A 17,179-nucleotide genomic window follows, 5' to 3' on the forward strand; every position below is an offset into this window, starting at 1 on the left:
GTCAATGCAACTGATTGAACATGCCGATTCGCCCCGTTACATCCGCCTGCACGAGCGGGACAACGTGGTGATCGTCGTCAATGACCAGGGCGTGCCGGCCGGGACCGAGTTCCCGGATGGCCTGGTCACCGTGGACTTCGTACCGCAGAGCCACAAGGTCACCTTGGAAGACATTCCCGAGGGTGGCGAGGTGATCCGCTACGGCCAGGTCATTGGCTACGCGCTGCAACCGATCCCCCGTGGCAGCTGGGTCAAGGAAGACCAACTGCGCATGCCCACCGCGCCGCCGCTGGACAGCCTGCCGCTGTCCACCGATGTGCCGGCGGCCGATGCGCCGCTGGAGGGCTACACCTTCGAGGGCTATCGCAACGCCGACGGGACCGTCGGTACGCGCAACATTCTTGGCATCACCACCACGGTGCAGTGCGTGACCGGGGTGTTGGACCACGCGGTCAAGCGTATCAAGGACGAATTGCTGCCCAAGTACCCGAACGTCGATGACGTGGTGGCGCTGACCCACAGCTACGGCTGCGGCGTGGCGATCACTGCCACCGACGCGTACATCCCGATTCGTACCGTGCGCAATCTGGCACGCAACCCGAATTTGGGGGGCGAAGCGCTGGTGATCAGCCTGGGCTGCGAGAAATTGCAGGCCGGGCAGGTGATGCATGAGAACGACAGCTCGGTGGACCTCAGCGAACCGTGGTTGTATCGCTTGCAGGATTCCAGCCACGGCTTTACTGAAATGATCGAGCAGATCATGGAACTGGCCGAGACCCGCTTGAAGAAACTCGACCAGCGCCGCCGCGAAACCGTGCCGGCTTCGGAGCTTATCCTGGGCATGCAGTGCGGCGGCAGCGATGCGTTTTCCGGCATCACCGCCAACCCGGCGCTGGGCTATGCCTCGGATCTGCTGTTGCGGGCGGGGGCGACAGTGATGTTTTCCGAAGTCACCGAAGTGCGTGATGCGATCTACCTGCTGACTTCCCGGGCGCAAACCAGGGAAGTCGCCCAGGAGCTGGTGCGCGAAATGGACTGGTACGACCGTTACCTGGCCAAAGGCGAGGCGGATCGCAGTGCCAATACCACGCCGGGCAACAAGAAGGGCGGGCTGTCGAACATTGTCGAAAAATCCCTGGGTTCGATCGTCAAGTCCGGCAGCAGCGCGATCAATGGCGTGCTCGGCCCGGGCGAGCGGTTCAAGCAAAAGGGCCTGATCTTCTGCGCCACACCGGCCAGCGATTTCGTCTGCGGCACGCTGCAACTGGCGGCGGGAATGAACCTGCACGTCTTCACCACCGGCCGTGGCACGCCGTACGGCTTGGCCATGGCCCCAGTGGTGAAGGTCTCGACCCGCACCGAACTGGCCCAGCGCTGGCCGGACCTGATCGACATCGACGCCGGCCGGATCGCCACCGGACGGGCGACGATCGAAGAGCTCGGTTGGGAGCTGTTCCACTATTACCTGGATGTGGCCAGCGGCAAGAAACAGACCTGGGCCGAACGGCACAAGCTGTACAACGACATCACGTTGTTCAACCCGGCGCCGATTACCTGATCCTGCGGCGAACGCAGATTTTGCGATCGTCAAAGATCCAATGTGGGAGCGAGCTTGCTCGCGATGGCCACGGTACATTCAGCATTAATGCAGGCTGACGCACCGCTATCGCGAGCAAGCTCGCTCCCACAGGGACTGGAGTGAATTCAGTTTCTGTGAGCACCCCAAAAAAAATGTGGGAGCGAGCCTGCTCGCGATAGTGCTCTACCAGACGCCAGTGCCGTGAGTGGCTTATTATTAGCCACCTAACGACACCCTCTGAAGGTCACCCGGCATGCTGGCAATTTTCCTCGAAACCCTGAACATCACCGCGCCGGTGTTTGCCATGCTGTTTCTGGGGGTGTTGCTCAAGCGCATCTACTGGATCAACGACAACTTCATCCACATCGCCTCGTCCCTGGTGTTCAACGTCACCATGCCGGCGCTGTTGTTCCTCGGCATCCTCCATGCCGACCTGCACGCGGCATTGCAGGCGGACCTGTTGATCTATTTCTCCGTGGCTACCCTGGTGAGTTTTGCGATGGCCTGGGGCTGGGCGATCTGGCGATGCCCGCGCGAAGATCGCGGCATCTATACCCAAGGTGCGTTCCGCGGCAACAACGGGGTGATCGGCCTGGCGCTGGCGGCGAGCATGTATGGCGACTACGGGATTTCCTTGGGGGCGATTCTCGCGGCGCTGGTGATCCTGTTCTACAACACCTTGTCGACCATCGTGTTGGCGGTCTACAGCCCGGTGATCAAGTCCGACCCGTGGAGCATCTGCAAAAGTGTGATCAGCAACCCGTTGATCATCAGCGTGATCGTCGCCGCGCCATTCGCTTATTGGCAGATCGGCCTGCCGAACTGGTTCGAGACTTCGGCCAAATACCTGTCGCAAATGACCTTGCCCCTGGCACTGATCTGCATCGGTGGCACGCTGTCGCTGGCGGCCTTGCGCAAGAGCGGCAAGATGGCCCTGAGTTCGAGCCTGGTGAAGATGGTCGGGCTGCCGCTGCTGACCACCCTTGGGGCCTGGCTCTGGGGCTTTCGCGGAGCGGAGCTGGGGATTCTGTTCCTGTACTTCGGCAGCCCGACCGCAGCCGCCAGTTACGTCATGGCCCGGGCAGCCGAGGGCAACCATGAACTGGCGGCGGCGATCATCGTCATCACCACGTTGATGGCGGCGGTTACCACCAACCTGGGGATCTTTGTGTTGCAGTGGGGTGGGTGGATCTAGGTTCTGGGGTTGTAGTGTGCTTTAGGGCCAATCGCGAGCAAGCTCGCTCCCACAGTGGATCTGCGGTGTATACAAGTTTCCGGTACACCCGCGATCACCTGTGGGAGCGAGCTTGCTCGCGATAGCGATCTTCCAGTCACTCAGATTTCTGATAACTGTCGATCACTTCCTGCGCCGCCCGAAACGCATCGATCGCCGCCGGCACGCCTGCGTACACCGCGCAATGCAGCAACGCCTCGCGAATCTCTTCCACCGTGCAGCCATTGTTCAGCGCGCCACGTACGTGGCCTTTCAATTCCTGCGGGCATTTGAGGGCGGTGAGGGCGGCGAGGGTGATCAGGCTACGGGTTTTCAACGGCAAACCTTCGCGGCTCCAGACGCTGCCCCAGGCATGTTCGTTGACGAAGTCCTGCAGCGGCTGGGTGAAGTCCGTGGCATTGCCCAAGGCGCGATCGACGAACGCGTCGCCCATGACTTGGCGGCGCATGTCCAGGCCGGTCTTCGGAGTGTCGGTCATGGCAAATCCCTCTTGTGATGTTGGCGGCGCCAGGCGCGCAGGGAGGTGAACAGCAAAAACGCGAGCAAGGCCGGCAGCACATAGAACAGCATCAAGCGTTCCAGTTGGCCGGCCAAGGGCATGCCGGTGGTGAACGACACCACGTGCAGCCCATAGGCCAGGTACAAGCCCAGAAACAACAGGCCTTCGGCGCGGGTGACGCGGTAGCCGGAATAGAACACTGGCAGGCACAGTACAGCTACGCCGAGCATCACCGGCAGGTCGAAATCCAGGGCGTTGGGCGAGACCGAAAGTGGTGTCGGCGCGGCCAGGGCGGTTACCCCGAGCACGCCCAGCAGGTTGAACAGGTTGCTGCCGATGACGTTGCCCACCGCGATGTCGCGCTGGCCGCGCAGGGCGGCGATCAGCGAGGTGGCGAGTTCCGGCAACGAGGTGCTGACGGCGACGATGGTCAGGCCTATGACGCGTTCCGACAACCCCAGGTCCGTCGCCACTTCCACCGCCGCGCCCAGTAGCAGATGCCCGGCGAAAATCAGCATCGCCAGGCCCAGTACAATCATCGCCAGGCTCTTGGGCCAAGACCCTTGCGCCACATCGACACCCACCGGATGCGGTCGTCCTGAGTGTCGCGACTGGCGCAGCAAGAGGCCCAGGTACACCGCCAGGGCCATCAGTAGCAGCACGCCGTCCAGTTGCGTCAGTTCCTCGTTCCAGGCCAGCACGAACACCAGCAGGCTTGCGCCGATCATCAATGGGATGTCCAGGCGCACCAACTGGCGCGAGACGCGTAACGGAATGATCAGCGCCGACAACCCGAGGGTGACGAGGATATTGAAGATGCTGCTGCCGATCACGCTGCCCACGGCGATGTCAGCGTTCTGCGCCAGGGTCGCCTGCAGGCTGACGGCCATTTGTGGTGCGCTGCTGCCGAAGGCGACGACGCTCAGGCCGATGATCAGCGGCCGCACTTGCAAGCGTATCGCCAGGCCGATGGCGGCCCGCACCAGCAGCTCGGCGCCAGCGATCAGCAACAGCAGGCCGCCGAGCAATTCGAGCAGGCTGAGCAACGGTAGGGCGGTAATCAGGGAAATGGCCAGGCTCCGTCTATCAATCGTCGAGGGCTTGCACGCGTACACGTGCGGTGCCGCTGCGTAGCATGCCCAATTGCTCGGCTGCTTCGCGGGATACATCGATCAGACGGCCTCGGGAGTATGGGCCACGGTCGTTGATGCGCACCACCACGCTGTCATTGTTACCCAGGTTGGTGATTTTCACCCGTGTACCGAACGGCAACTGGCGATGGGCGGCGGTCAGGCTGTGCTGGTCGAAACGCTCGCCGCTGGCGGTGCGTTTGCCGTGGTGTTTTGCACCGTAATAGGAGGCGACGCCGGTCTGGTCGTAGCCGTGTGGATCGACCGTCCCGCTCTGGCTGGCGCAACCGGCCAGCAGGGACAGCAGGGCGCAGGCGCCAAGCAGACGCTTCATGGTGGGTTTTCCAGATCCAAATGTGGGAGCGAGCTTGCTCGCGATGACGGCGTCACATTCAGCATCAATGCAAGCTGAACCACCGCTATCGCGAGCAAGCTCGCTCCCACAGGGAATTGAGCCAGACAGCAAGACTGGCTCCATGGCAATCAGCCCTCGAGCTTGCTTTTAAGCAGTTCGTTGACCTGTTGCGGGTTGGCCTTGCCTTTGGAGGCTTTCATGGCCTGGCCGACGAAGAAGCCGAACATCTTGCCGCGCTTGGCTTCGTCTGCGGCGCGGTACTGTTCGACCTGCTCGGCGTTGGCCGCGAGCATTTCATCGAGCACGGCGGAAATGGCGCCGGTATCGGTGACCTGCTTCAAGCCGCGCTTTTCGATGATCTCGTCGGCGCTGCCTTCACCATTGGCCATGGCTTCGAAGACCATCTTGGCGATCTTGCCGGAAATGGTGTTGTCCTTGATCCGCAGCAGCATGCCGCCCAGTTGCTCGGCCGAGACCGGCGACTGGTCGATTTCCAGGCCCTGTTTGTTCAACAGGCTGCCCAACTCCACCATCACCCAGTTGGCCGCCAGTTTGGCGTCGCCGCTGATGCTCACGACTTTTTCGAAGTAATCGGCTTGTTCGCGGCTGGTGGCCAGGACGTTGGCGTCATAGCTCGACAGCCCGAACTGCGCCTGGAAGCGCTCGCGCTTTTGCGGCGGCAGTTCCGGCAGGGTTGCGCGTACGTCATTGAGGAACGAGTCCTCGATGACCACTGGCAGCAGGTCCGGATCAGGGAAGTAACGGTAGTCGTTGGCTTCTTCCTTGCTGCGCATCGGACGGGTTTCGTCCTTGTTCGGGTCGTACAGGCGGGTCTGCTGGATGACCTTGCCGCCGTCCTCGATCAGTTCGATCTGGCGCTGGATCTCGCTGTTGATCGCCTTCTCGATGAAGCGGAACGAGTTGACGTTCTTGATCTCGCAGCGGGTGCCGAACTCGACCTGGCCCTTGGGCCGGATCGATACGTTGCAGTCACAGCGCAGCGAGCCTTCGGCCATGTTGCCGTCGCAGATGCCCAGGTAGCGCACCAGCGCATGGATCGCCTTGACGTAGGCCACGGCTTCCTTGGCGCTGCGCATGTCCGGCTCGGAGACGATTTCCAGCAGCGGCGTACCGGCACGGTTCAGGTCGATACCGGTGGCACCGTTGAATTCTTCGTGCAGGCTCTTGCCGGCGTCTTCTTCCAGGTGCGCCCGAGTGATGCCGACGCGCTTGACCGTACCGTCTTCCAGGGCGATGTCCAGGTGGCCCTTGCCAACGATCGGCAACTCCATCTGGCTGATCTGGTAGCCCTTGGGCAGGTCCGGGTAGAAGTAGTTCTTGCGGGCGAATACGTTGTGTTGGCCGATCTCGGCGTCGATCGCCAGGCCGAACATCACCGCCATGCGCACCGCTTCAGCGTTGAGCACCGGCAGCACACCGGGCATGCCCAGGTCGATCAGGCTGGCCTGGGTGTTGGGCTCGGAGCCGAACGTGGTGGAGCTACCGGAAAAAATTTTCGACCGGGTGGTGAGCTGAGTATGAATCTCCAGCCCGATCACGACTTCCCATTGCATGTGTTTCTCCTCAGAAGCCGGTTGGGGTGCGAGTGTGCCAGTCAGTGTTCAACTGATACTGGTGGGCCACATTGAGCAGACGACCTTCCTGGAAATACGGTGCGAGCAATTGTACGCCCACTGGCAGGCCATCGATGAAGCCGGCCGGCATGGACAGGCCCGGCAGCCCCGCGAGGTTGGCGGTGATGGTGTAGACGTCTTCCAGGTACTCGGCGACCGGATCGCTGTTCTTGGCGCCGAGTTTCCAGGCCGGGTTTGGCGTGGTCGGGCCGAGGATGATGTCGACCTCGTTGAAGGCGGCCATGAAGTCGTTCTTCACCAGGCGGCGGATTTTTTGCGCCTTGAGGTAGTAGGCATCGTAGTAGCCGGCGGACAGCGCGTAGGCACCGACCATGATCCGGCGCTGTACTTCGGCACCGAAGCCTTCGCCGCGGGAGCGTTTGTACAGGTCGATCAGGTTTTCCGGGTTCTCGCAGCGATAGCCGAAGCGCACGCCGTCGAAGCGCGACAGGTTAGAAGACGCTTCTGCCGGGGCGATCACGTAGTACGCGGGAATCGCATGCTGCATGTTCGGCAGGCTGATTTGCTTGACCACCGCGCCGAGCTTCTCCAGCTCCTTGACGCTGTTGTGGACCAGCTCGGCGATGCGCGGGTCGAGACCGGCGCTGAAGTATTCCTTCGGCACGCCGATGCGCAGGCCCTGCAGCGAACCGCTGAGGCTGGCGCTGTAGTCCGGTACCGGTTCATCGATACTGGTGGAGTCGTTCGGGTCGAAGCCGGCCATGCCTTGCAGCAGGATCGCGCAGTCTTCGGCGGTGCGGGCCAGCGGGCCGCCCTGGTCGAGGCTGGAGGCGTAGGCAATCATGCCCCAGCGCGAGACGCGGCCGTAGGTCGGCTTCAGACCGGTGAGGTTGGTGAACGCCGCCGGCTGGCGAATCGAGCCGCCGGTGTCGGTGGCAGTGGCGGCCGGCAGCAGGCGCGCGGCCACGGCGGCGGCGGAACCACCGGACGAACCGCCTGGTACATGTTCCAGGTTCCACGGGTTTTTCACCGGGCCGTAGTAGCTCGATTCGTTGGCCGACCCCATGGCGAATTCGTCCATGTTGGTCTTGCCCAGGGTCACGGCCCCGGCGGCGGCCAGCTTGGCAACCACGGTGGCGTCGTACGGCGCCTTGAAGTTGTCGAGCATCTTCGAGCCGCAGCTGGTGCGGATGCCCTGGGTGCAGAACAGGTCCTTATGGGCAATCGGCGCACCGAGCAGGGCGCCGCTCTCACCGTTGGCGCGACGGGCGTCGGCGGCCTTGGCCTGGCTCAGGGCCAGTTCTTCGGTGACGCTGATGAAGCTGTTTATCTGCGGGTTGAGCTGGGCGATACGCGCCAGCAAAACCTTGGTCAGCTCTTCGGAGGAAAACTTTTTATCGGCGAGTCCGCGGGCGATCTCGGCCAGGGTCATGTGATGCATGAGAGGCTCTTTCCCTTTAGTCGATGACTTTCGGAACCAGGTACAGGCCGTTTTCGACCGCTGGTGCGATGGACTGGTAGGCCTCGCGGTGATTGGACTCGGTCACGACGTCGGCGCGCAGGCGCTGGCTGGCTTCCAGTGGGTGAGCCAGTGGTTCGATACCGTCGGTATTGACCGCCTGCATCTCGTCGACCAGCCCCAGAATGCTGTTCAGGGCAGAAGTAATGTGTGGAAGATCGGCTTCATTGAGGCCCAGACAGGCCAGATGAGCGATTTTTTCCACGTCGGAGCGTTCAAGCGCCATGGGATTCTCCAGTGGAAAACAAAACGGACGCAGTCTGTCCGTGTGTTAGATTGTCGGAACACTACCGCATTTCTACGGCCTTACGGCCGCGATTGTGGGGTTTGGTGCACAGAAAAGCGGCCAATTTAACATATTGGCGCCTTGCCCAAAATCCCTGTCGTTGTTAGAGTTTGCCGCACTTTTTTACCCACGCGTTGCCTAGGGTCCCTTTCCCATGTTCAAGAAACTGCGTGGCATGTTTTCCAGCGATCTCTCCATTGACCTGGGCACTGCCAACACCCTTATTTACGTGCGCGAGCGCGGTATCGTCCTGAATGAACCCTCGGTCGTGGCTATCCGTACCCACGGTAACCAGAAGAGCGTCGTGGCTGTCGGTACCGAAGCCAAGCGCATGCTGGGCCGTACACCGGGCAATATTGCCGCCATTCGTCCGATGAAGGATGGCGTGATCGCCGACTTCAGCGTCTGCGAAAAGATGCTGCAGTACTTCATCAACAAGGTTCACGAAAACAGTTTCCTGCAGCCCAGCCCTCGTGTGCTGATCTGCGTTCCATGCAAGTCCACCCAGGTGGAGCGTCGTGCCATCCGTGAATCGGCCCTCGGTGCCGGTGCCCGTGAAGTGTTCCTGATCGAAGAGCCGATGGCTGCTGCCATCGGTGCCGGCCTGCCGGTCGAAGAGGCACGCGGCTCGATGGTCGTCGACATCGGCGGCGGTACCACTGAAATCGCCCTGATCTCCCTCAATGGTGTGGTCTATGCCGAATCCGTACGTGTGGGCGGCGACCGTTTCGACGAAGCGATCATCACCTACGTGCGTCGCAACTACGGCAGCCTGATCGGCGAGTCCACCGCCGAGCGCATCAAGCAGGAAATCGGCACGGCTTACCCGGGGGGCGAAGTGCGTGAAGTCGACGTACGCGGTCGCAACTTGGCCGAGGGCGTTCCACGGGCCTTCACCCTCAACTCCAACGAAGTGCTCGAAGCGCTGCAAGAGTCGCTGGCGACCATCGTCCAGGCGGTCAAGAGCGCCTTGGAGCAGTCGCCGCCGGAACTGGCGTCGGACATCGCCGAGCGCGGCCTGGTGCTGACCGGTGGTGGTGCGTTGCTGCGTGACCTCGACAAGCTGCTGGCCCAGGAAACCGGCCTGCCGGTGATCGTGGCCGAAGACCCGTTGACGTGCGTTGCCCGCGGCGGTGGCCGTGCATTGGAAATGATGGACAAGCACACCATGGACCTGCTCTCCAGCGAATAAATGTTGCCGCAGTAGTCTATGTTGTTCGCTCCCGGGCAGCACTTTGCAGTGCTGCCCGTTGGCGTTTATCTTCTGTCATTCGTATCCAGGCCGGTTTGATGCCGTATGAATAAAGAGAACATTTGCCTGGGAGGAGCGGCCTATTAAACCGCTTTTCGCCAAAGGCCCCTCATTGGGTGTGCGCCTGTTGGTGCTGACCGTGCTATCGGTTGCGCTGATGGTGGTCGATGCCCGTTTCACGCTGCTCAAGCCCGTGCGCAGCCAGATGTCGCTGGTGTTGATGGAGTCCTACTGGATTACCGACCTGCCGCAGCGGTTGTGGCAAGGTGTGGCCAGCCAGTTTGGCAGCCGGACCGAGCTGGTCGCCGAAAACGAAAAACTCAAGACCGAAAACCTGCTGTTGCAGGGGCGCATGCAGAAGCTGGCGGCCCTTACCGAGCAGAACGTGCGGCTGCGTGAGTTGCTCAACTCTTCTGCGTTGGTCAACGAGAAGGTCGAAGTGGCCGAATTGATCGGCATGGACCCCAACCCCTTCACCCACCGCATCATCATCAACAAGGGTGAGCGCGACGGCGTGGTCCTCGGCCAACCGGTGCTCGACGCCCGCGGCCTGATGGGCCAGGTGGTGGAGTTGATGCCCTATACCTCCCGGGTGCTGCTGCTGACCGATACCACCCACAGCATTCCCGTGCAGGTCAATCGCAACGGCTTGCGCGCGATTGCCAGCGGCACCGGTAACCCGGAGCGCCTGGAACTGCGGCACGTGGCCGATACCGCCGACATCAAGGAAGGCGACCTGCTGGTCAGCTCCGGTCTTGGCCAGCGGTTCCCGGCCGGTTATCCGGTGGCGACGGTCAAGGAAGTCATCCATGATTCCGGCCAGCCGTTTGCCATCGTTCGCGCGGTGCCGACGGCCGCATTGAATCGCAGCCGTTACCTGTTGCTGGTCTTCAGCGACAACCGCACACCCGAAGAACGCGCAAACGACGCCGCCGTGGCTCAGGAAGCCCAGGACCGGCAGGGCGGCGAGTCGGCTGCCCCGGCCACGACCAACCCGGCGCCAGTCCCTGCCATCGTGCCTAAACCACAAGTGCCTGCACCGGCTGCCCCGACACCGGCCCCCGCGCCGGCCGCTGCACCGGCTACGCCTGCTGCGAAACCGACCCGCTCGACCACTCATGCGCCGGCGTCCCAGCCTGCCCGGCCCGCAGCCAAACCACCTGTCTCCACGCCGGCCACCGCGCCAGCCACCAGGGGAGCACGAGAAGAATGAGCAGTACTCAATCCGGTAACGGTTGGATGGTCTGGCTGACCTTCGCCATCGGCCTGTTGCTCAGCGTTTCGCCACTGCCGCAGTTCATGGAAATCCTGCGGCCGCTGTGGCTGGCTTTACTACTGGCATTCTGGGCGCTGGCGCTGCCGCACAAGGTCGGCATGGTCACCGCCTGGTGCCTGGGGCTGGCCGAGGACGTGCTTTATGGCACGTTGCTGGGGCAGAACGCGCTGATCCTGACGCTGATTACGTTCCTGGTGCTGTCGCTGCAACAACGCTTGCGGATGTTCCCCATGTGGCAACAGTGCCTAGTGATCCTGGTGATCTTCGGCCTGGCGCAACTGGTGCAACTGTGGCTCAGCGCACTGACCGGCAATCGTCAGCCGACCCTGGCCCTGGTGCTGCCGGCTCTGGTCAGCGCCTTGCTCTGGCCTTGGGTCAGCTTCGGTTTGCGTGGTCTGCGCCTGCGTTTCAAAATCAACTGATTTGGTCAGGCATTGGCCTTGATAGGGAGATGTCTTGATGAAACCGCTTTACCTCGCCTCAGGCTCGCCGCGTCGGCGTGAACTGCTTACGCAGATCGGCGTGCCGTTTACCGCCGTCAGTGCGGACATCGACGAAACTCCCTTGGATCACGAAAGCCCTTCGGCCTATGTCGAGCGCCTGGCGCGCGGCAAGGCCGAGGCCGGGCGATGCGCCCTGCACGCCGATGTGGATGGCTGCGTGCTGGGCGCCGACACCGCTGTGGTGCTGGACGGGCGCATTCTCGGCAAACCACTGGACCAGGCTGACTCCATGACGATGCTCTTGAGCCTGTCCGGTCGCGAACATGAAGTATTGACTGCCATTGCCATACGGGATGGGCGGCGTTGCGAGTCCCGCGTTGTGCGCAGCCTGGTGCGCTTTCGTTCGATCACGGAGCAGGAAGCGGCGGCCTACTGGGCCAGCGGTGAACCCCGGGACAAGGCCGGCGGCTATGGCATCCAGGGCTTGGGGGCGGTGTTTGTCGCCGGGCTTGAGGGCAGTTATTCGGCCGTGGTCGGCCTGCCGCTGTGCGAAACCGCAGAACTACTGGGCCATTTCGGCATACCCTGTTGGCAAACTTTGAGCGCGCGCTGAGCGCCGTCTGACTGATGCGGCCATAATCGTGAATATGCCTGAACGAGACCCTGCCATGAGTGAAGAGATCCTGATCAACATCACGCCGATGGAATCGCGCGTGGCGGTGGTTGAAAACGGTGTGCTGCAAGAGGTCCACGTTGAGCGCACGCAAAAGCGTGGCATTGTCGGAAACATCTACAAAGGCAAGGTGGTGCGGGTGTTGCCGGGTATGCAGGCAGCCTTCGTCGACATCGGTCTGGATCGGGCGGCGTTCATTCATGCCTCGGAAATTTCCATGCGCGAAGGGCCCGCCGTGGAGAGCATCAGCGCGCTGGTCCATGAAGGCCAGAGCCTGGTGGTGCAGGTCACCAAGGACCCCATCGGCTCCAAGGGCGCGCGCCTGACCACCCAACTGTCGATTCCGTCGCGCTACCTGGTGTACATGCCGCGCACCGCCCATGTCGGCATCTCTCTGAAGATCGAAGACGAAGCCGAGCGCGAGCGCCTCAAGCAGGTGGTCAGCGACTGCGTGGAAAAAGAGGGCATCAAGGAAGCCGGTGGTTTCATCCTGCGCACCGCCGCCGAAGGGGCCGGGGCCGATGAAATCCTCATGGACATCCGCTACCTGCGAAGGCTCTGGGACCAGATCGCCGCGCAGATCAAGACCATCGCCACCCCCAGCGTGATCTACGAAGACCTCGGCCTGGCCCTGCGCACGCTGCGGGATCTGGTCAGCCCCAAGATCGAGAAAATCCGCATCGACTCCCGGGAAACCTTTCAGAAGACCACCCAGTTCGTCGCCGAGCTGATGCCGGAAATCGCTGATCGCCTTGAGCATTACCCTGGCGAGCGACCAATTTTTGACCTGTACGGGGTCGAGGACGAAATCCAGAAAGCCCTTGAGCGCAAGGTGCCGCTCAAGTCCGGCGGCTATCTGGTGGTGGACCCGGCCGAGGCCATGAGTACCATCGACGTCAATACCGGGGCGTTCGTCGGCCATCGCAACCTCGAAGAAACCATCTTCAAGACCAACCTGGAGGCGGCCACGGCCATCGCTCGCCAACTGCGCCTGCGTAACCTGGGCGGGATCATCATCATCGACTTCATCGACATGGAGCATGAAGAGCACCAACGCCAGGTGTTGCGGACCCTGGAAAAACAGCTCGAGCGCGACCACGCCAAGACCAACATCATCGGCATCACCGAGCTGGGCCTGGTGCAGATGACCCGCAAGCGCACCCGCGAAAGCCTCGAGCAAGTGTTGTGCGAGCCGTGCAGCAGTTGCCAGGGCCGAGGCAAGCTCAAGACTCCCGAAACCGTGTGTTACGAAATCTTCCGGGAAATTCTCCGGGAGGCGCGCGCTTACCAGGCTACCGGCTATAGAGTGTTGGCCAACCAGAAAGTGGTGGATCGCCTGCTCGATGAAGAGTCGGGCAATGTCGCCGAACTGGAAGCTTTTATCGGCCGTACGATTCGTTTTCAGGTGGAAACCATGTATTCCCAGGAACAATACGACGTGGTGTTGCTCTGAAGGGCTTGGGAAGCGGCGGGCATGCGGATTTGACCGGCTTTGCCCAGGGAGCCCACTGACATGGAGCGCTTGACACGCATTTTGGCTGCGCTGACCCGCTGGGGGCTGGGCCTGTGTGCTCTTCTTTTGGTGCTGCTGGCCTTATACGTCAGCCTCGGCCGGGAATTGGTCCCGCTGGTGGCCGAATATCGCGCCGAGGTCCAGACTCGGGCCAGCCAAGCGCTGGGCATGCCGGTGCACATTGGTAGCCTCGAGGGCAGCTGGAGCGCCCTGGCGCCGATCCTGGCAGCGCGCGACGTGGTGGTCGGCGAGGGCGCCAATGCCCTGCACCTGGATCAGGTGCGGGCCGTGCCGGACTTGTGGGGTAGCCTGCTGGCACGTCAGGTGCGCATTGCGCACCTGGAGCTCAGTGGCCTGAAGATCAGCCTCAAGGAGGGCGCCGACGGTAAGTGGGCCTTGGAAGGTCTGCCGGTGCAAGACGATCAGCCCCTCGATCCGCAACAATTGCTCGATCGCATGCAGGTGATTTCCAAGCTGTCGCTGCTCGATAGCCAAGTGACCTTGCAGCCCCTTGAACAATCACCGTTGACCCTGACCTACGTCGGTTTGAGCCTGCGCACCGGCGCCACCCGTCAGCGCCTGGACGCCCGCTTGACCCTGCCCGACGGCCAGCCCGTGGCGATCAACCTGCGCACCCGCATCCGCGCCAGCGATTGGAAGAATGGCCAGGCCGATGCCTACCTGAGCCTGCCGCAAAGCGACTGGTCCAAATGGCTGCCGAAACGCCTGACCCAGCAATGGAATTTTTCCCGGATCAAGGCCGGTGGCGAGTTCTGGCTGAGTTGGGGGGACGGTACGCTGCAAAGCGCGGCCATGCGCTTGGACGCCCCTGACATCCAGGGTGCCTACGCCGAACGCAAGCCGGTGCAGATCCATAACCTGGCCCTCAATGGCTATTTCCAGCGTGGTAACCAGGGGTTTACCGCGACCTTCGACTCCCTGGCGATGAACCTGGGCGAAACCCGCTGGGAGTCACGCCTGCAACTGCAACAGAGCAGCGCCACTGAAAAGACCGAAGAGCTTTGGCACCTGCAAGCCGATCGCCTTGACCTCGCGCCGCTGACCCCATTGCTGCATGCCCTGGCGCCGTTGCCCGAAGGCGTCGCGACGACCATCGACCGGCTCAAGGTCACCGGTGGCTTGCGTAATGTGCTGGTGGATTACCGACCGCAGAACACCGGTGATCAAAAAATCAGCTTCGCCACGAATCTGGACACGGTAGGTTTCGATGCCTACCGCGGTGCCCCAGCGGCGCGCAATGTATCGGGGAGCCTGAGCGGCGACCTCGGTGGCGGCGAGCTGCGCATGGACAGCAAGGATTTCTCCCTGCACCTGGACCCGATCTTCGCCAAGCCCTGGCAATACCTGCAGGCCAATGCCCGGCTGACCTGGAAGCTGGACAAACAAGGCTTCACCCTGATCGCCCCGTACCTGAAGGTGCTGGGGGAGGAGGGCCGGATTGCCGGCGATTTCCTGATCCGCCTGCATTTCGACCATAGCCAGGAAGACTACATGGACCTGCGGGTCGGCCTGGTGGACGGCGACGGGCGTTACACCGCCAAGTACCTGCCCGCGGTCTTGAGCCCGGCGCTGGATGAGTGGCTGCGCACGGCAATCGTCAAAGGCGCCGTGGATGAGGGCTTTTTCCAGTACCAAGGCTCGCTGAACCATGGTGCCGAAGACGCAGCTCGCAGTATCAGCCTGTTTTTCAAGGTGCACGATGCCGAACTGGCGTTCCAGCCGGGCTGGCCTTCGGTCAGCAAGGTCAGTGGTGACGTGTTCGTCGAAGACAGCGGTGTGCGCATCTATGCCAGCCAGGGGCAATTGCTGGAGACCCAGGTCAAGGATGTTTCGGTGAACATCCCCCACGTACCCAGCGGGCAGAGTTCCCATCTGTTGCTGGACGGCGGGTTTGCCGGTGGGCTGGGCGACGGTCTGAAAATCCTCCAGACGGCACCGATCGGTACCGCCGAAACCTTCGCTGGTTGGGAAGGCGAGGGCGCCCTGCAAGGCAGCGTGAAGCTCGATATCCCGCTGGTCAAGGGCGAGCAGCCGAAGATCCTGGTGGACTTCGCCACCGACCAGGCCCGGCTCAAACTCAGTGAGCCGGCACTGGAGCTGACCCAACTCAAGGGCGACTTCCGTTTCGACAGCAGCAAAGGGCTGAGCGGCAAGGGTATCAGCGCCCGGGCCTTCGATCGCCCGGTGACGGCGCAGATTTTCGCCGAGGGCCGTGCCGGTGCGCTCAACACGCGAGTCGCCGCGTCCGGGCAGGTGGAGATCAAGAAACTCAGCAGTTGGCTGAACGTCACCCAGCCGTTGCCGGTCTCCGGGGTGGTGCCTTACCAGCTGCAAGTGGTTCTCAACGGCGCCGACAGCCAGTTGTCGGTCAACTCCAGCCTCAAGGGCGTGGCAGTGGACTTGCCGGCACCCTTTGGCATGGCCGCCGATGTCGGGCGCGACACGGTGTTTCGCATGACCCTGCAAGGGCCGGAACGGCGTTACTGGGTCAATTATGGCGATCTGGCCAGCTTCACCTATGCGGCGCCGAGCGGGAAGCTCGCCGACGGTCGTGGCGAGTTGTTGCTGGGGCAAGGCGACGCCGTCCTGCCTGGCGCCAAGGGCTTGCGACTGCGGGGAACGCTATCGGAACTGGACGTCAACCCTTGGCAGACCCTGGTGAGCAAGTACGCCGGCCAGGACCCTGGCAGCAGCGCCAAGCAGTTGCTCAGCAGCGCCGATCTGAAAATCGACAAGCTCACCGCCATGGGAACGACCCTGGACCAGGCTTCGGTACTGCTTGATCGTAAGCCCGACGCCTGGGGCCTGCGGCTCGACAGCCAGCAGGCCAAGGGCAGCGTCAGCCTGCCAGACGCCAAAGCCGCCCCGATTGGTATCAAGCTTGACTATGTGCGCCTGCCAGCCGTGGACCCAACGGTGCAGTCCGACGAAAACGCACCGGATCCTCTGGCTTCGGTCGATCCCTCTGCAATTCCGGCGATGGATATCGCCATCGGTCAGTTGTTCCAAGGCCCGGACCTGATCGGTGCCTGGTCGTTGAAGGTACGTCCGACCGGTAAGGGCATCGCACTGAACAACCTGGACATGGGGCTCAAGGGCATGGTCTTGCAGGGCAACGGCGCCTGGGAAGGTGCACCCGGTGCCACCAGCAGTTGGTACAAGGGCCGCATCGGCGGCAAGAACCTGGCTGATGTACTCAAGGGCTGGGGCTTCGCTCCGAGCGTGACCAGCCAGGAGTTCCACATGGACGTCGATGGGCGCTGGCCGGGTTCGCCGGCGTGGGTCGCGACCAAGCGTTTCTCCGGCAGTCTCGATGCGTCGCTGAGTAAAGGGCAGTTCGTCGAGGTCGAAGGCAGCGCCCAGGCTTTGCGGGTATTCGGTTTGCTGAACTTCAACTCCATCGGTCGACGTCTGCGCCTGGACTTCTCCGACCTGTTCGGCAAGGGCCTGAGCTATGACCGGGTCAAGGGGCTGCTGGTGGCGAGCAACGGTGTGTACGTGACCCGTGAACCTATTACCCTGACAGGGCCTTCCAGCAACCTGGAGCTCAACGGAACGCTGGACATGGTGGCCGACCGGGTCGATGCCAAGTTGTTGGTGACGTTGCCGGTGACCAACAACCTGCCGATCGCCGCGCTGATCGTTGGCGCACCGGCCGTGGGAGGGGCGCTGTTTTTGATCGACAAACTGATCGGCGACCGCGTGGCGCGTTTTGCCAGCGTAAGATACGACGTCAAGGGCCCGTGGAAAGAGCCGAAGATCACCTTCGACAAGCCGTTCTGACAGGCGATGACAAACCCCTGT

General features: G+C 62.3%; 14 protein-coding genes. 8 read left to right on the forward strand and 6 right to left on the reverse strand.

The window, feature by feature from the left end:
* Window positions 1-4 precede the first annotated feature (4 nt).
* Window positions 5-1,558 (forward strand): galactarate dehydratase, encoded by a 1,554-nt coding sequence (gene garD / locus SGN16_RS04355; RefSeq protein ID WP_210642836.1) that lies wholly within the window; start codon window positions 5-7, stop codon window positions 1,556-1,558.
* 274 nt (window positions 1,559-1,832) lie between these two features.
* Window positions 1,833-2,774, forward strand: a complete 942-nt coding sequence (locus tag SGN16_RS04360; protein ID WP_210642837.1) for an AEC family transporter — start codon at window positions 1,833-1,835, stop codon at window positions 2,772-2,774.
* A 136-nt stretch (window positions 2,775-2,910) separates the two neighbouring features.
* On the opposite strand, the gene SGN16_RS04365 is transcribed toward SGN16_RS04360, so the two are convergent.
* From SGN16_RS04365 to gatC, 6 genes are all read right to left on the reverse strand, one after another.
* Window positions 2,911-3,291 (reverse strand): carboxymuconolactone decarboxylase family protein, encoded by a 381-nt coding sequence (locus SGN16_RS04365; protein WP_210642838.1) that lies wholly within the window; start codon window positions 3,289-3,291, stop codon window positions 2,911-2,913.
* The gene (locus SGN16_RS04370) at window positions 3,288-4,349 is read right to left on the reverse strand and encodes a calcium/sodium antiporter (protein ID WP_335945679.1); all 1,062 of its coding nucleotides are present in this window, start codon (window positions 4,347-4,349) and stop codon (window positions 3,288-3,290) included. The genes SGN16_RS04365 and SGN16_RS04370 overlap by 4 nt, the downstream gene beginning before the upstream one ends.
* Window positions 4,350-4,398: 49 nt before the next feature.
* On the reverse strand, window positions 4,399-4,776 hold the full coding sequence (locus tag SGN16_RS04375) for a septal ring lytic transglycosylase RlpA family protein (RefSeq protein ID WP_335945658.1): 378 nt from the start codon (window positions 4,774-4,776) through the stop codon (window positions 4,399-4,401).
* 149 nt (window positions 4,777-4,925) lie between these two features.
* Complete coding sequence (gatB, locus tag SGN16_RS04380; protein WP_210642840.1) at window positions 4,926-6,371, reverse strand: Asp-tRNA(Asn)/Glu-tRNA(Gln) amidotransferase subunit GatB; 1,446 nt, start codon at window positions 6,369-6,371, stop codon at window positions 4,926-4,928.
* Window positions 6,372-6,381: 10 nt separating this feature from the next.
* Window positions 6,382-7,833, reverse strand: a complete 1,452-nt coding sequence (gene gatA / locus SGN16_RS04385; RefSeq protein ID WP_335945657.1) for an Asp-tRNA(Asn)/Glu-tRNA(Gln) amidotransferase subunit GatA — start codon at window positions 7,831-7,833, stop codon at window positions 6,382-6,384.
* Window positions 7,834-7,849: 16 nt separating this feature from the next.
* Window positions 7,850-8,137, reverse strand: a complete 288-nt coding sequence (gatC, locus tag SGN16_RS04390; RefSeq protein ID WP_003197816.1) for an Asp-tRNA(Asn)/Glu-tRNA(Gln) amidotransferase subunit GatC — start codon at window positions 8,135-8,137, stop codon at window positions 7,850-7,852.
* Between the two features lie 214 nt (window positions 8,138-8,351).
* Here gatC and mreB point away from each other — a divergent pair, with 214 nt between their 5' ends.
* The 6 genes from mreB to SGN16_RS04420 all read left to right on the forward strand — a co-directional run bounded on the left by mreB (window position 8,352) and on the right by SGN16_RS04420 (window position 17,158).
* Window positions 8,352-9,389, forward strand: a complete 1,038-nt coding sequence (gene mreB, locus SGN16_RS04395; RefSeq protein WP_002555108.1) for a rod shape-determining protein MreB — start codon at window positions 8,352-8,354, stop codon at window positions 9,387-9,389.
* Window positions 9,390-9,531: 142 nt separating this feature from the next.
* Complete coding sequence (gene mreC / locus SGN16_RS04400; protein ID WP_335945678.1) at window positions 9,532-10,662, forward strand: rod shape-determining protein MreC; 1,131 nt, start codon at window positions 9,532-9,534, stop codon at window positions 10,660-10,662.
* Window positions 10,659-11,147 (forward strand): rod shape-determining protein MreD, encoded by a 489-nt coding sequence (gene mreD / locus SGN16_RS04405; protein WP_003197820.1) that lies wholly within the window; start codon window positions 10,659-10,661, stop codon window positions 11,145-11,147. Before mreC ends, mreD begins: the two co-directional genes overlap by 4 nt.
* Before the next feature lie 37 nt (window positions 11,148-11,184).
* Complete coding sequence (locus SGN16_RS04410) at window positions 11,185-11,781, forward strand: nucleoside triphosphate pyrophosphatase (protein WP_335945656.1); 597 nt, start codon at window positions 11,185-11,187, stop codon at window positions 11,779-11,781.
* 55 nt (window positions 11,782-11,836) lie between these two features.
* Complete coding sequence (gene rng / locus SGN16_RS04415) at window positions 11,837-13,294, forward strand: ribonuclease G (protein ID WP_025211842.1); 1,458 nt, start codon at window positions 11,837-11,839, stop codon at window positions 13,292-13,294.
* 60 nt (window positions 13,295-13,354) lie between these two features.
* Entirely contained in the window at window positions 13,355-17,158 is a 3,804-nt protein-coding gene (locus SGN16_RS04420; protein ID WP_335945655.1) for a YhdP family protein, read from the forward strand.
* The last annotated feature ends 21 nt before the right edge of the window (window positions 17,159-17,179 follow it).

Source organism: Pseudomonas sp. G166 (genome assembly GCF_037027455.2).
GTDB lineage: Bacteria > Pseudomonadota > Gammaproteobacteria > Pseudomonadales > Pseudomonadaceae > Aquipseudomonas.